At 70.9% G+C, this 13,308-nt stretch carries 11 protein-coding genes and 1 riboswitch; of the genes, 5 read left to right on the top strand and 6 right to left on the bottom strand.

The features are described from left to right. Positions 1-101: 101 nt before the first annotated feature. The 5 genes from ACLQ26_RS06010 to ACLQ26_RS05990 all read left to right on the top strand — a co-directional run bounded on the left by ACLQ26_RS06010 (position 102) and on the right by ACLQ26_RS05990 (position 5,119). A complete protein-coding gene (locus ACLQ26_RS06010) occupies positions 102-1,337 on the top strand; it encodes an acyltransferase family protein (RefSeq protein ID WP_425743467.1) in 1,236 nt (411 codons plus the stop codon). Positions 1,338-1,430: 93 nt separating this feature from the next. After that, on the top strand, positions 1,431-1,838 hold the full coding sequence (locus ACLQ26_RS06005) for a hypothetical protein (protein ID WP_425743466.1): 408 nt from the start codon (positions 1,431-1,433) through the stop codon (positions 1,836-1,838). 131 nt (positions 1,839-1,969) lie between these two features. Beyond that, entirely contained in the window at positions 1,970-2,740 is a 771-nt protein-coding gene (locus ACLQ26_RS06000; RefSeq protein ID WP_425743465.1) for a hypothetical protein, read from the top strand. Between the two features lie 283 nt (positions 2,741-3,023). Then, a riboswitch (cyclic di-AMP (ydaO/yuaA leader) is annotated at positions 3,024-3,165 on the top strand. Between the two features lie 234 nt (positions 3,166-3,399). Further along, on the top strand, positions 3,400-4,242 hold the full coding sequence (locus ACLQ26_RS05995) for a C39 family peptidase (RefSeq protein WP_425743464.1): 843 nt from the start codon (positions 3,400-3,402) through the stop codon (positions 4,240-4,242). A 124-nt stretch (positions 4,243-4,366) separates the two neighbouring features. Continuing rightward, complete coding sequence (locus ACLQ26_RS05990; protein WP_425743463.1) at positions 4,367-5,119, top strand: alpha/beta fold hydrolase; 753 nt, start codon at positions 4,367-4,369, stop codon at positions 5,117-5,119. A gap of 27 nt (positions 5,120-5,146) precedes the next feature. On the opposite strand, the gene ACLQ26_RS05985 is transcribed toward ACLQ26_RS05990, so the two are convergent. From ACLQ26_RS05985 to ACLQ26_RS05960, 6 genes are all read right to left on the bottom strand, one after another. Next, positions 5,147-6,475 carry a polysaccharide pyruvyl transferase family protein gene (locus ACLQ26_RS05985; RefSeq protein ID WP_425743462.1) on the bottom strand — a complete coding sequence of 443 codons (1,329 nt, stop codon included), beginning with the start codon at positions 6,473-6,475 and terminating at the stop codon, positions 5,147-5,149. A gap of 146 nt (positions 6,476-6,621) precedes the next feature. Beyond that, positions 6,622-7,947: a polysaccharide pyruvyl transferase family protein gene (locus ACLQ26_RS05980; protein ID WP_425743461.1), complete on the bottom strand. Its 1,326-nt coding sequence runs from the start codon at positions 7,945-7,947 to the stop codon at positions 6,622-6,624. Positions 7,948-8,173: 226 nt separating this feature from the next. Next, complete coding sequence (locus tag ACLQ26_RS05975; RefSeq protein ID WP_425743460.1) at positions 8,174-9,880, bottom strand: CDP-glycerol glycerophosphotransferase family protein; 1,707 nt, start codon at positions 9,878-9,880, stop codon at positions 8,174-8,176. Between the two features lie 42 nt (positions 9,881-9,922). After that, entirely contained in the window at positions 9,923-11,437 is a 1,515-nt protein-coding gene (locus ACLQ26_RS05970) for a D-ribitol-5-phosphate cytidylyltransferase (RefSeq protein WP_425743459.1), read from the bottom strand. Positions 11,438-11,585: 148 nt separating this feature from the next. Continuing rightward, a complete protein-coding gene (locus ACLQ26_RS05965; RefSeq protein WP_425743458.1) occupies positions 11,586-12,383 on the bottom strand; it encodes an ABC transporter ATP-binding protein in 798 nt (265 codons plus the stop codon). Beyond that, positions 12,376-13,281 (bottom strand): ABC transporter permease, encoded by a 906-nt coding sequence (locus tag ACLQ26_RS05960; protein ID WP_425743457.1) that lies wholly within the window; start codon positions 13,279-13,281, stop codon positions 12,376-12,378. The genes ACLQ26_RS05965 and ACLQ26_RS05960 overlap by 8 nt, the downstream gene beginning before the upstream one ends. Positions 13,282-13,308: the final 27 nt, after the last annotated feature.

Below are 13,308 nucleotides of genomic sequence, written 5' to 3'. Positions count from 1 at the left end.
GGTACGGGCCCCTGCTGGGCCGTCGCGGGCGTCGCCGTCCGATGTCGCACCGAGGAGGACACGCACGTGCTGGTGACCCTGCCGAGCCTCGGGATCCCGGCATGACGAGCGCCGCCGCGGCGACGACTGCCCGGCCCACCCCCGCGCCGGCCCGGTTGCCCTCGCTGACCGGGCTGCGCTGGATCGCCGCGTTGCTGGTCTTCGGCTTCCACGTCGGGACCATGCGGATCATCGCCGAGCCGGACTACAAGGCCGTGGTCGACGGGCTGTTCACCCTCGGCCTGTCCGGGGTGCAGTTCTTCTTCATCCTGAGCGGTTTCGTGCTGGTCTGGTCGGCCCGCGCGGGCGAGTCCCGGCGTACCTTCTGGCGGCGACGGGTTGCCAAGATCTACCCGAACCATCTGGTGCTGTGGGGGGCGGCGTTGCTTGTCGCCTGGTGGTTCGCCGACGCGGTCCTGCCGGCGGCCGCGCTGGAGAACCTGCTGCTGTTGCAGGCCTGGGACCCCCGGCCGGGCTGGTTCTACAGCATCAACACCGTGAGCTGGTCGCTCTCCTGTGAGTTCTTCTTCTACCTGTGTCTGCCGCTGGTGTTGCCGCTGCTGCGCCGTGCCCGGCCGAAGCTGCTCTGGGTGCTGATCGTCGCGCTGGCGCTGCTGATCCTCGCGCTCTGGCCGGCACAGCAGTTGGTGCCGGAGGTGAGCCGGTGGTGGTTCACCCAGGTCTTCCCGCCCGTACGGTCGCTGGAGTTCTGGATGGGCGCGGTGGCGGCCGAGCTGCTGCGCCGTGGCCTCTGGCGGGGGCCGGGGCTGACCACGGCCAGCGTGATCTTCCTGGCCACCTGGGTGGCAGCGGCAGAGTGGATTCGCGCCGAGTTGTGGACCACGCTGCTCGCGGTGGCGTACCTGCTGGTGATCACTGCCGCCGCGGACGCGGACGTCCGGGGTAGGCGTTCCCCGTGGCGGTCTCGGCCGCTGGTCTGGCTCGGCGAGGTCTCCTTCGCCTTCTACCTGGTGCATGTGCTGGTGATGACGAGTGTGCTGCGCTTCAGCGGCGACTGGGGGACAGGCTTCCAGGGCTGGCGTGGCCCGGTCGTGGTGCTCGGTTTCCTGCTCGCCAACCTGGTCCTCGCCGGGTTGCTGCACCGCTTCGTCGAGACGCCGATGATGCGCCGACTCGCGCCGCGTCGTACGGCCCGCCCGGCCTTGCCCAGACAGCGCACGGCCGGACCCCGGGCCGCCGGGGGTGATGCCCACGACCCCGATGCTGTCGGGACTCAAGCCGGGCCCGGCGGGACCGACCAGCCCGACAGCCGATCACCGTACGTCGACTCGCGCTGACACCGTCCACCCTGGTCAGCAGGGTCGGCGCGGCGTGCGCCGACACGCCCGTGGCCGATGCGTCATCCTCGGCGCGGCAGTAGCGTTGGCTACGTGCTTCCGGTTGCGCTCACCTGTCCGCTGTGGTGGGTGGCGCGCTGGGCTACGCGGGTGCTGACCAGCCTCGCCGCGGTCGCGGCCCTGGCGCTGGGCGCGAGCCCGGCCTCGGCCGCCGTGCCACCCCTGAGCGCCGTGCCACCCCTGGCCGCTGTGCCACCCCTGAGCGCCGTGCCACCCCTGAGCGCCGTGCCAGAGGCTGCCGTGCACCCGGCGTCGGCGGTCCGTGTGGGTGCGGCCGAGGAGTTCCTTCCGGCTGGGTCGGTCGACGCGCAACCGGCACCGGCCGGTGGCCAGGGCACCATCGCGACGGGCGTGCTGCCGGTGTCCGCGGCCGGGTCCGATCGGCCGCCTCTCGTCGACGCTTCGCGCGGCTGGGCTCCCCGGGGTCCGCCCCGGCGCTGAGTCACCGGGCCACGCGTCCCGTCGTCACGCCCTGTCGATCCACCAGCTCCGACCCCGCCGATCCGTGGCCCGCTGTGGCCGGGTCGCCGCCGGGCGCCCCATCGCTTTGCTCTCTCCCCGAGGAGCCGACCATGGAGACTGCCGTCTTCTACCAGTTCGTGACCGATGTGCCGCAGGCCGCTGCCATCTGGTCGACCCTGTTCCTGCTGGCACTGGGCGTACTCGCTGTGCTGGTCGCCCGCCCCGAGCCGGACCGCCCCGTGGAGGCCCCGGCCCCTGCCGCGCCGACCGCCCGCGAGGTGGCCGCGGCCGAAGCCGACGACCTGCGCCGGTACGCCGAGGAGGTGACAGTCGCCGCGACCGGCGCCGCCAGAACGGCACGGCGGCGACGCGATGCCTGGCTCACCGCTCAGGACCAGGTGGAGCGGGCCTGGGTGGGGTACGACGAGGCGGACACCGCCGCCCGCCGCTTCGCCGGGTCTGGTGCGCTGCCCACCCCGCACACCCCCCGGACCCCCGCCGAGTACGCCTCCCGGGAGCGCTACCTGCACCGTGCGGCGATGGCGGCGTACTGGCGGTGCGATCTGACCATGGCGCAGCTCGGTGACGTGTTCGCGCACCGGCGCGGCTGGGATTCCCGGCGGCACCCGGTCGAGCAGGAGGTGCTGCTCAGCCGGGCGATCCGGGACGCAAGACTGGCCCGCTACCAGGCCGCCGCCAGCGATGAGCGGGCCGCCTGGCGGGACGCGGAACTGGCCGCCGAGTCGGCGCGCACCCTTGCCGAGGAGGCGTACGCGGCAACGGCGCGGCTGCGGCCCAGCCCGGCACCCGCCCGACGCGCGGCGAGCGGGGCGTCGCGCCCCGCCCTCGTGGCACGGTGGCGCCCAGCTCGGGCGGGATGAGCCCAATCCGTTACGTGAGCCCGGTCACGCCGTTCGGAAATCGGGCGTCCGACGCGTTCGGCTCGATCTTTCCCGTGATTGTGGCGGTTTATCGGCGGCCTGTCCGGTTGTCGCCCGTAGGCGTCGCCGTAACCGGTTGTCCCATCGAGTCACATCATCGGCAATACGCGCAGAAATTGTCGCACCGAATTGGGTTTACGCAGGCGAAGCCGGCTTGGCAGGCCGCGAACAGGCCAGTAGTGTCGTCCCGTCCGGTGCGGTTACCGATCGCAACAGGCGACGCCGCGCCGACCCGCTCAATCGTGCTTAACGAACCGGGGACCCATCAGTAAGTCCGGGGTGAATCCGCGAGCCACGGCCCGCGGTAGGGCGATCTTCCCGCCCGAATCCGTCAGCTAACCCGGTAGGCGGTGTCGGAAGGAGTTCCAAACCCGTGCAGCACCTTTCCGCCCCTCGGTTGTTCCCACGCCTCCACGGCGCAGCGGTGCCCCCGCTCATCCGTCCAGTGACGGTGAGCTGACCCCCCGGGTCATCGCCTTTCCCGCCCGGCCCCGCCGGGCGTTCCCCTGAGCGGTTCACCATCCGCGAACCACCGTTCGCGCGCTGGCGCCTGCCCGGATACCGGTCCGGCCCCCGGTGTGCCGCTCTCCCCCCGATCCGTGGAGGACCCCGTGAAGCACACCATGCAGCGTCAGCTCCGTCGCCTGGCGACCGAGCGCCCGTACCAGATCGTCGCCGCCTCCGCGGCGGCCCTCGTGATCGCCACGACCACCGGCGCCCTGCTCACCGGCGCCGACGACGCGCCGGCCAGCCACCGCACCGCGACCACTGTCGCCGAGATGCGCAGTGACACCGCCCTTTCCCTCGGCGCCGCGCGCGACGCGTCCCCCAGCGCCGCGCCGACGACCGCCGCCCCAGCCACCAGCGCCGCGTCGCCCGCCGCCAAGGCCAGCGCCAACCCGGATCTGACCCGTAAGCCGCAGCCGCCGAAGCCGCCCGCGACCAAGGTGCTCGACTACGACTACGAGGCGCAGAACACGTACTACAACTGCGGCCCCGCGGCCACCCGCAACGCGCTCAGCGCCACCGGCATCGACCGCACCCAGGAGGAACTCGGTGCCGAGCTGGGCACCACCGAGATGGGCACCAACTCGGCCGAGGACACCACCCGAGCGCTCAACGCCGAGGTGAAGGGCTCCCCGTACCAGACCCGGATGTTCGCCGGCGCTCCCAGCCCGGCCCAGATGGACCGGCTCCAGGCCGATGTGGTCAAGGCCATCACCGACGGCCGGGGCGTGGTGGCCAACGTCGTCGGCGACGCCACCGACACCGACGGCGGCTGGCACTCCTACGGCGGCGGGCACTACATCGCCGTCGTGGGCTACAAGGACAACGGCCGGACCGTGCGGATCGCCGACTCGGCGAACCCGGCCGACCCGTCCTACTGGATCACCACGATCGACCTTGCCAACTGGATTGCCACCCGGGGCTACTCCGCCTGACCCCGGCACGCAGACCGCCGCGGGCGTCGTCCCCCACAAGGGGACGGCGCCCGCGGCCTCATTGCGGTACGCGTCGCCATCGACGAGTGTCGTACCCGGCCGTGAACCGTGGCAGACTGCGGCCGTGGTGGATGAATCGGGTGGCCGCACCGGTCGCCGACCGGTCCTGCTGCTGCTGCACGGGATGGGGGCGACCGGAGACGTCTGGCTGCCGTGGGCGCCGTTGCTGGAGCAGCACTGGCCGGGGCGGTGGCTCGCACCGGACCTCGCCGGCCACGGCTGGTCGGCCCCGCTGCCGTCGTACTCCTTTGCTGGTTTCGCCGGCCGGATCGCCCACGGCCTCGCCGCCGACGACCGGCTCGTCGTGCTCGGGCACTCGCTGGGCGGGGTGGTCGGCCTGGCGCTGGCCGCCCGCGCCGCCGGGACACCTGTGGACGCGGTGGTCGGGCTCGGCATCAAGGCGCTCTGGTCACCCGCTGAGCTGGCCCGCGCCGCTGAGCTCGCCGCGCGCCCGGTGAGCTGGTTCGCCAGCCGCACCGAGGCGGCCCGCCGCTACCTGCGCGTCGCCGGGTTGGGCGGCCTGATCCCGCCGGATCATCCGGTGGTGGACGCCGGGTTGCGTCAGGTCGACGGCCGGTGGCGCCTCGCCATGGACCCGACAGCCTTCGGCGTCGGCGCGCCCGACCTGGCCCCGAAGCTGGCGGCGACCGACGTGCCGGTGGTGCTGGCCCGCGGGGAACACGACCCGATGGTCACCGACGAGCAGCTCAAGGCGTACGGCGTACCGGTCGCCACGCTGCCCGGTCTCGGCCACAACGCACACGTGGAGAACCCGGCGGCAGTGCTGGCGCTGCTCGACCCGTACCGAGGCGGGTGAGCTGGATGAAGCGGATGCGGTGGCTGGTCACCTGGCTCCGAGCATCCGGCGGACACGGCCGGAGACGGCCTGCTTGACCCGCTCGCGCAGCGACCGCGCGTGGAGGGTATCGATCTTTGTCTGGAGCGTCCGGGTTTCGTCCCGCATCCACTGGATGCGCGTCAGCAACTCCTCCGGAGAGTAGGCGGAGACCGGCCGGAGCGCAGGCGGGTAGACGGTCTGGCGGACCTGCTCGTCGAAGCGGGTGGCGCTGTCTCCATCGGCGAACGAGAGGCCGAGGTCGTGCTTGGCGAGGAACGCGGTGATCCGCGCGAAGCGCTCCTTGTGGCCCTCGTTCAGGGCCGTGTAGTCGGCTTCCGCATAGAGTTGCGCAGCGTCGACGTCGGCCGGCGCGTCGCGCAGCAACCGGTGCGGAATGTCGAAGTATCGGGCCAGCTCCAGGGTGCGCGAGTCGTGCGCCAGCAGATAGCCGGGGATGCCCGAGATCAGCGCCGTGATGGTGCCGTGGATCCGGGTGCCGAAGGCGAAGTCGAACCCGGAGAGATAGTCCATCCAGGGCCACGGGTCCATGAACATCCGCACCTTGTCCTCGACGAAGAGCGGGTGCGAGGTGTGGATCGGCATGTCGGCGGTCTTGCCCCGCAGCTTCGGCGCGTCGCCGTAGAGCAGGGTGCCGAGGGTGTAGAGGTCCTGTGCCACGTAGCGCAGGTTCGGGTAGCGCTGGTGGTGGTGCAGGACGAGGGGGGCCAGCGCCTTGACGTACGGCGAGATGACGAACGCGAGCCGGTCGTCGATGCCCAGGGTCGCCTTCGTCTTCTCGATGCGCAGGCTGTCGCCGTGCAGGAACATCGACGGGCAGCCGATCTGCTCGACAGCCGAGAAACCCAGCTTGCGTAGGTAGTTCTCGGTGATCTCGCCGCGTACGCCGATGCTGTGCGAGTGGTCGAGCACCGCCCGGCAGAACGCGCTGACCGGCTCGTCGATCGGGCGGAGCTGCTCCAGGTTGCCGTCCACGTCGGTCTGCGCCCCGACTCCGAGAACCACCACCGGGATCTTCAGCCGTTCGATCAGCTGAGCCATCGACGTCAGCCGCTTTGCGTAGTCATGGCGGAACGCGTTGGCCAGTGGTATCACGAAGACGTCGTACTTCTCGTTGATCTCGTCGGCGTCGCGTGGGTCGGCCCGGAAGCGCGACGGGGTGATCTCGGCCGTGGAGGTGGCCAGAAGCTTGTGCGCGGCGTGGCTGAAGACCAGGTTGCCGGTGTTCTTACCGATCCAGTCCCGCTCGTACGTCTCCTCGGCGCTGAGGACGTCGAACGGGCCCTTGCGGGCGCGCAGCAGGATCCGCTGATGCATCGGTGGCTCCACCTCTCGTCCGACCCCGGAGATCGTCCGGCAGTGTCCCGGGAGGCGGCACATCTGTTACCTCCAGGCCCCGCGATACTAGGCCACCGGCCGGCCGACGGCCGCACCCGGCGATCGGCCCGCAGGCCCGTGCCGGGTCAACGATTCAACAAGCGTCGCACCCGGCCGCCGACCGCCTGCCTGACCCGGGTCCTCAGCTCCTGCTGCTTGAGGGTCTCGACCTCGGTCAGCAGTCTCCGGTTGTGCTCGCGCAGCCACTGCACCCGCTCCAGCAGCACGTCGGAGCCGGTGGCGGCGGCCGGGCGTACGGCGGGTGGGAAGGTGGTGGCGCGGACCTGCTCGTCGAAGCGGGTGGCGCTGTCGCCGTCGGCGAAGGCGTGCCCCAGGTCGTGTTTGGCGAGGAAGGCGAGCATGGTCGCGAAGCGGGCCTTGTGCCCGTTGTTCAGCGCCGTGTAGTCGGCCTCCGCGTAGAGGTCGGCGGCGTCGACATCGGCCGGCACGTCCGCCATCACCCGGTGCGGGATGTCGAAGTACCGGGCCAGCTCGAGCGTGCGCGAGTCGTGCGCGAAGAGGTAGCCCGGCGTGCCGGCCACCAGCGCGGTGATGGTGCCGTGGATGCGGGTACCGAAGGCGAAGTCGAACCCGGACAGGTACTCCATCCAGGTCCAGGGGTCCACGAACATGCGCACCTTGTCCTCCACGAACAGGGGGTGCGAGGTGTGGACGGGGATCGCGCTGGTCTTCCCTCGGTCCGCGGGAGCGTCGCCGTAGAGCAGCGTGCCGAGGGTCTTCAGGTCCTGCGGGAGGTAGCGCAGGTTCGGGTAGCGCTGGTGGTGGGCGGAGATCACCTCGGCCATCGACTTCACGTACGGCGAGACGGTCAGCGCGACCCGGTCGTGCGGGGTCAGGAACTCCTTGCGCTTCTCCACCCGCAGGCTGTCACCGTGCAGGAACATCGACGGGCAGCCGATCACGTCGACCGCGGAGAAGCCCAGGGTGCGCAGGTAGCTCTCGGTGATCTCGCCCCGGACCCCGATGCTGTGCGAGCGATCAAGCACGGCACGGACGAAGCGGCTCACCACGTCGTCGATCGGGCGCAGGTATTCCCGGTCGCCGGCGACGTTTGTCTGCACGCCCACCCCGAGTACGACCACCGGGATCTTGAGCCGCTCGATCAGCTTGGTCATGGCCTCCACGCGGTGCGCGTAGCTGCGCCGGAAGGCGTTGGCGAGCGGGATGACGTACACGTCGTACTGCTCGTTGATCTTGTCGGCGTCGCGCAGGTCGATCTTGAATTCGGTGGAGGTGATCTGCGCCGTCGCTGTGCGGAGCAGCTTGTGGGCGGCGTGGCTGAAGACCAGGTTCCCGTTGTTGTCGCCGATCCAGTTGCGTTCGAAGGTCTCCTCCGGCGCGTAGACGTCGAAGGGGCCCTTCTTGGCCCGCATGAGGATCCGCTGGTGCATCGCTGGCTCCACCTCTCGTCCGTGGCGACGTCCGCCCGGAACACCCCGGACCGGCCGGAATTGGCGATGCGCATCGAGCACCTCCGGCCCCGTGATTTTAGGCCACGCGACAGCTGACGGCTCGGACCGTACCCGTCCAACCGTTCCCGAGCTGGAGGCCCGCCCGGGCTGCTCTCCCCGGACCACCGGGTGACCGAGGCCGGGCCGTTCCCGGCGGCCCTGCGGCTCAGGTGGTGGGGGAGACCGGCACCCGGTCCGGCTCGACCGGCCGTCCGGGGGTCGGCGGGCTCCAGCCCGGCTCCAGCTCGCGCCTGGCAGCGTCCAGGAACGCGTCGGCGTACGACTCGGCGGGGAAGTCACCGAGGTAGCGCCGCCGGGTCGCCCAGCGCCCCGGCGCCATCGGATCGGTGCCGAGCAGCCGGTCCAGCACATCGTCCAGGTTCGTCATGTCCCGGTGCAGCACGTAGCCCGCGCCGGCCAGCGGGAACCGCTCGGTGAACCGGGCACCCTCGCCGCCCATGTCGGTCACCGCGAAGGGCTTGCCGGAGTAGAGGTAGTCCGAGATCACCCCGGAGACGTCGGAGATCAGCGCGTCGGAGCGGTTCACGCAATCGACCAGGCTCAGGTCGCGGGCGGCGGCGCCCCAGATGTGCGGCCGGCCGGTCCGGGCCCGGTCCGCCGCGAGCAGTTCGGTCAGCCGACCCAGCTGCCGCGCCGATGCCGGGTTCTGCGTGGTGTACGGGTGGGCGCGCAGGATGACCGTGACGCCCCGGTCGAGCAGCTTGCGCAGCATCGGTTCGGCCACCGGCAGCGAGCAGTAGTCCGCGTCCGCGTGGTGGCCCGTCCAGGTCGGGGTGTAGAGCACCGTGCGGGGCGCCTCGGCAGCCAGGGGCTCCGGGCGTACGTTGATCGACTCGACCTGCGGGCGACCCACTACCACGAACTTCTCCGCCGGGATCTGCACCCCGGCCCGGGCGTACCTGTCGATTGCCGCCGGGCCGGCCACGAAGATCCGGTCGAAGATCCCCGACACCGGGTTGGCGCTCGGCGCCTTGTCGCTGTCGCCGTGGTGCAGCTGGACGTGGGTGAGCTGGGTGAAGCGGATGCAGTGGCTGTTCTTCGCGCCGTGGTTGACGTAGAACGCAGCCCGTAGGCTCGGCACCAGCGCCTCGTCCATCGCCCTCAGGGTGGGGCAGTAGACCACTGGCGCATCGGTGGCTGCGGCGATCGGGGCCAGGAACTCCGGCTCCCGCAACACGACCATGAACGGCCGGCCGATCCGCTCCAGGTACGGGAGCCACATGGTGACCTGGTACTCCGAGCCGGGAGGCGCGGAGAAGTAGAGCAGGAACTCCGGCTGGTGCCGGCGCAGCGCCCGGCCCACCGCCCCGCCGCCGGCCGGTGGCCGGAACCGACGCCGGGCCACATCCAGTGCGATCGCGCCGGCGCCGGCGCCGACCAGCAGGGCCGCCACGAGAGCGACCAGGGCCGGCATGGTCGCCGCGGCGGCCAGCGCCACCACGGCGAGAAGCCCGAGCAGCGCGTCGCCGAGGTGCGTGGCGACCGACGCCGTCCAGGACCGCACCGGCAGGTTGGCCGCCCGGATCTCCAGGCTGCCGGCGTGCCGCAGCGGGCCCACCAGCAGCACCAGCCCGAGCAGCACCAGCGCGGCGGCGGCCAGCGCGGGGTCGAACCCACCGTCCAGCCGTCGGGCATAGCCGACCAGGACGGCGGCGGCGATCAGTGTCGTCTCGGCGGCGGTGTCCGCGCCGTGGCGGATCCGTCGCTCAGCGGCGGTGGCGACGAGGGCGGCCACCGCCAGCGCCAGCCCCCAACCGGTCGCCCCGGTCAGCGCCACGACCAGGAAGGCCAGCACGGCCAGCCCGCTGCTCAGGCACCGTGCGATCAGTTTCCGGACCAGGTCACCACGCATGTCGCTCCGTTCACCATCGTCCCGGTCAGCAGTGCTCGGCCGTCAGCCGACGGTCGCCGAGGCGGCCGTGGTCTCGTCGGCCAGCCGCGGCGTCTGGGCCGGCACGGCCTGCGCCGCTTCGCCCGGCGCCCGGCGTACGTCGATGACCTGCCCGGTGAGTTCCGAGATCAGCACGTCCAGCGACGACTGGGCGACGGCCTCCGCGGCGAGCAGGGTGTGCTCCGGCTCCTCGCCGAAGGCCCGCGTCCGCATCGGGGTGGCGGTCCGCTCCGGGTTGATGCAGTTGACGCGTACGCCGACGTCGGCCCATTCGTCGGCGAGCGCCTGGGTGAGGTTGACCAGGGCGGCCTTGGTGGCCGAGTAGAGCGCGTAGCGGGCCCGTCCCCGGGTGTAGGAACTGGACGTGTAGAGCAGCAGCTGGCCCTTGGTCTGCCGCAGATACGGAAGGGCCTGGCGGGCGATGGTCACCGGGCCGACGAAGTTGACCTGGAGCAGCCGGTCCATCGTCTCCTCGTCCATCTCGGCGAGGGCGCCCCTCTCCAGGATGCCGGCGGTCACCACCACGTGGTCGATCCGGCCGGTGGCCTCGAAGGCGGTCTTCAGCGCGGCCTCGACGTCCTCGGCCCGCTCCACATGGGTGCCGGTGGTGGAACGGCTGAACGGGAAGACCTGGGCGCCGTAGCGACGGGCCAGCTCGGTCAGCTCGTGGCCGATGCCGTAGCTGCCGCCGAACACGACGATGGTGCGGCCGATCAGCTCCTCGCTGTAGCTGCGGTGGTCGGTCAGCCGGGGCGCCTGCGCCGCGGCGAGCTGGAAGAGCTTGTCCGCCAGGTGCACGTCGACCGGGTGGGTGACCTTGATGTTCTCGTCCGAACCGTCGATCACCTTGATCGGCGTGCCGGGCAGGTAGCGCAGCACCACACCGCAGTCGTCGGTGGCGGCGAAGTTCGGGTCGCCCTCGGCGATCCGATACGCCTCGCGGATGGTGGGGGAGCGGAACGCCTGCGGGGTCTGGCCGCGGCGCAGCGAGGAGCGGACCGGAATGTCGGTGATGCAGTCGTCCTCGTCGACCTGGATGATCGTGTCCGCCGACGGGATGGCCACGTCGACAGCGGAGTAGCTCCAGAGCGCGTTCACGCACTCGCGGACGATCCGACCGCTGACCAGGGGCCGCACCGCGTCGTGGAAGAGGATGTTGACGTCGCCCTCGCCGACCGCGTCGAGCGCGATGCGGGTGGTGGCGTTGCGGGTGTCGCCACCCTCGATCACCTTGGTCACCTTGCGGAAGCCGGCCTTGTCGACGATCTGCTGGGCGTCGGGGACGTGCCCGGTCGCCATCAGCACGATGATCTCGTCGATCTCCGGGGCGGCCTCGAAGATGGCCAGGGTGTGCTCGATGATCGGCTTACCGGCGATCTTCAGCAGCTGCTTGGGGATGCCGAGCCCGAGTCGCGTCCCCGTACCCCCGGCGAGGATCACGGCCACTGTCCGCGAGGGGCGCCAGAGTGCCGGACTCGCCGGCGTGGCACCCGGTGCGGGGCTGTGATCCTGGATCATTCTGCCGGTCCTCGCTTCCACCAAAAGGGTGTTTTGTGCGTCGATGACGAGATATGAACTGTCGTTGACGCCCTGGAAACCTTAGCGCCTACGACTGACCGCACCGACCGGGCAAGCGTGCGCCCGGCCGATGCGGTCGTCGACCTGTCTACTTGCCTTCGTAGGCGTTGCAGACCTCTTCGGTCGGGCCGTCCATCTTCAGGACGCCGCTCTCCAGCCAGATGGTCCGCTCGCAGGTGTCCCGGATCGAGCCGATCGCGTGGCTCACCAGGAAGACGGTGCCGGCGCTGTCGCGCAGTTCGCGGACCCGCTGTTCGCTGCGGCCCCGGAACTTGCGGTCACCGGTGGCGAGCGCCTCGTCGATGAGCAGCACGTCGTGCTTCTTCGCCGAGGAGATGGCGAAGCGCAGCCGGGCGCCCATGCCGGAGGAGTAGGTGCGCATCGGCAACGAGGCGAAGTCGCCCCGTTCGTTGATCCCGGAGAACTCGATGATCTCCGGAGCCAGCCGCTTCACCTCCTCGGGCGGCATGCCCATGGCCAGGCAGCCGAGCACCACGTTGCGCTCGCCGGAGAGGTCGTTGAGCAAGGCCGCGTTCACGCCGAGCAGCGAGGGCTGGCCGAGCGTGTAGACCGCGCCCCGGGCCGGTGGGAGCAGCCCGGCGATGGCCCGCAGCAGGGTCGACTTGCCGGAGCCGTTGCTGCCGATCAGCCCGATGGCCTCACCCTGGTACGCGGTGAAGCTCACGCCCTTGACCGCGTGCACCTCGCGGATGTTCGGCGCGCTCGTGCGGGACACGATGCGCTTGAGGGCGGAGACCGGACTGGTGGTGCCGGTGGCACCCTTGTGGATCTTGTAGATCACGTGCACGTCGTCCACGATGACGGTGGGCACGCGTCCCGTGTCCACCACGCCGGCGTCCACCGCGGGCAGGGTCTGCTCAGCCACGGCCGTACTCCTTCTCTCCGCGCCAGAAGTAAACGAACCCGCCGAAGCCGGCGACCACTGCCCAGCCCGCGGCGAGGAGCCACAGCCGCGTCGGCGAGGACGCGATGTGGGCGGGGTATGCCGATTCGAGCAGTGAATACCGGGCCAGCTCGATGTAGACCAGGATCGGGTTGGACTCCAGCGCGGTCGCCGCCCAGCCGGGAAGCCGCTCCGCGAAGAGCGCGACGCTGTAGAGCACGCCGGAGCCGTAGAGCCAGGCCCGCATCACGAACGGCATGACCTGCTTCAGGTCGGTGACCTTCGAGCCGATCCGGGCCATGATCATGGTCAGCCCGATGTTGAAGATCGACTGGAGTAGGAGCGCTGGTGCGAGCAGCAGCCAGCGGAAGGTGATCGGCTCCCCGGTGGCCAGCACGATCGCGGCCAGCACCAACATCGACATGAGCAGCTGCTGGAACTGCACCAGGGTGACCGTGATCGGCAGGGCGGCGCGCGGGAAGTGCAGCGCCCGGATCAACCCCAGGTTGCCCGTGATCGCGCTGGTGCCCTGCAGCGCCGCGCTCTGGGTGAACGTGAAGATGAAGACGCCGGTGCAGAGGTAGGCGATGAAGTTCGGCACGTGCCGGTCCTGCGACACGATCACGCCGAAGATCAGGTAGTAGACCGCCGCGTTGGTGAGCGGGGTCAGCACCTGCCACAGCTGGCCGAGTTGCGTGTTGCTGAATGACGACGCGACCTTCGCCCGCGAGTATGCGGACATGAAGTGCCGATACGCCCACAGTTGGCGGGCGTACGCCCCCAGGGACGGAGGTTCCCCGGCGACCTTCAGCCCGTACCGCTGCGCGAGTTGGGCGCGGGTCAGCCCGGATTCGAGGTCGGCCACCGCGGTGTTGGCCATGGTGAGGCGCTCCGATCTTTCGTGCTG

Origin of the sequence: Micromonospora sp. DT43 (assembly GCF_049841645.1) — a bacterium.
GTDB lineage: Bacteria > Actinomycetota > Actinomycetes > Mycobacteriales > Micromonosporaceae > Micromonospora.
Note: the sequence above shows the minus strand (reverse complement) of the source record. Positions and strands in the feature narration are given on the sequence as shown.

Excerpts from the sequence above, each read along its gene's own strand:
- ACLQ26_RS05960 (WP_425743457.1), bottom strand. The coding sequence starts at position 13,281 with ATGGCCAACACCGCGGTGGCCGACCTCGAATCCGGGCTGACCCGCGCC.
- ACLQ26_RS05975 (WP_425743460.1), bottom strand. The coding sequence starts at position 9,880 with ATGCGTGGTGACCTGGTCCGGAAACTGATCGCACGGTGCCTGAGCAGC.
- ACLQ26_RS06010 (WP_425743467.1), top strand. The coding sequence starts at position 102 with ATGACGAGCGCCGCCGCGGCGACGACTGCCCGGCCCACCCCCGCGCCG.
- ACLQ26_RS05980 (WP_425743461.1), bottom strand. The coding sequence starts at position 7,947 with ATGCACCAGCGGATCCTCATGCGGGCCAAGAAGGGCCCCTTCGACGTC.
- ACLQ26_RS05970 (WP_425743459.1), bottom strand. The coding sequence starts at position 11,437 with ATGATCCAGGATCACAGCCCCGCACCGGGTGCCACGCCGGCGAGTCCG.
- ACLQ26_RS05985 (WP_425743462.1), bottom strand. The coding sequence starts at position 6,475 with ATGCATCAGCGGATCCTGCTGCGCGCCCGCAAGGGCCCGTTCGACGTC.
- ACLQ26_RS06000 (WP_425743465.1), top strand. The coding sequence starts at position 1,970 with ATGGAGACTGCCGTCTTCTACCAGTTCGTGACCGATGTGCCGCAGGCC.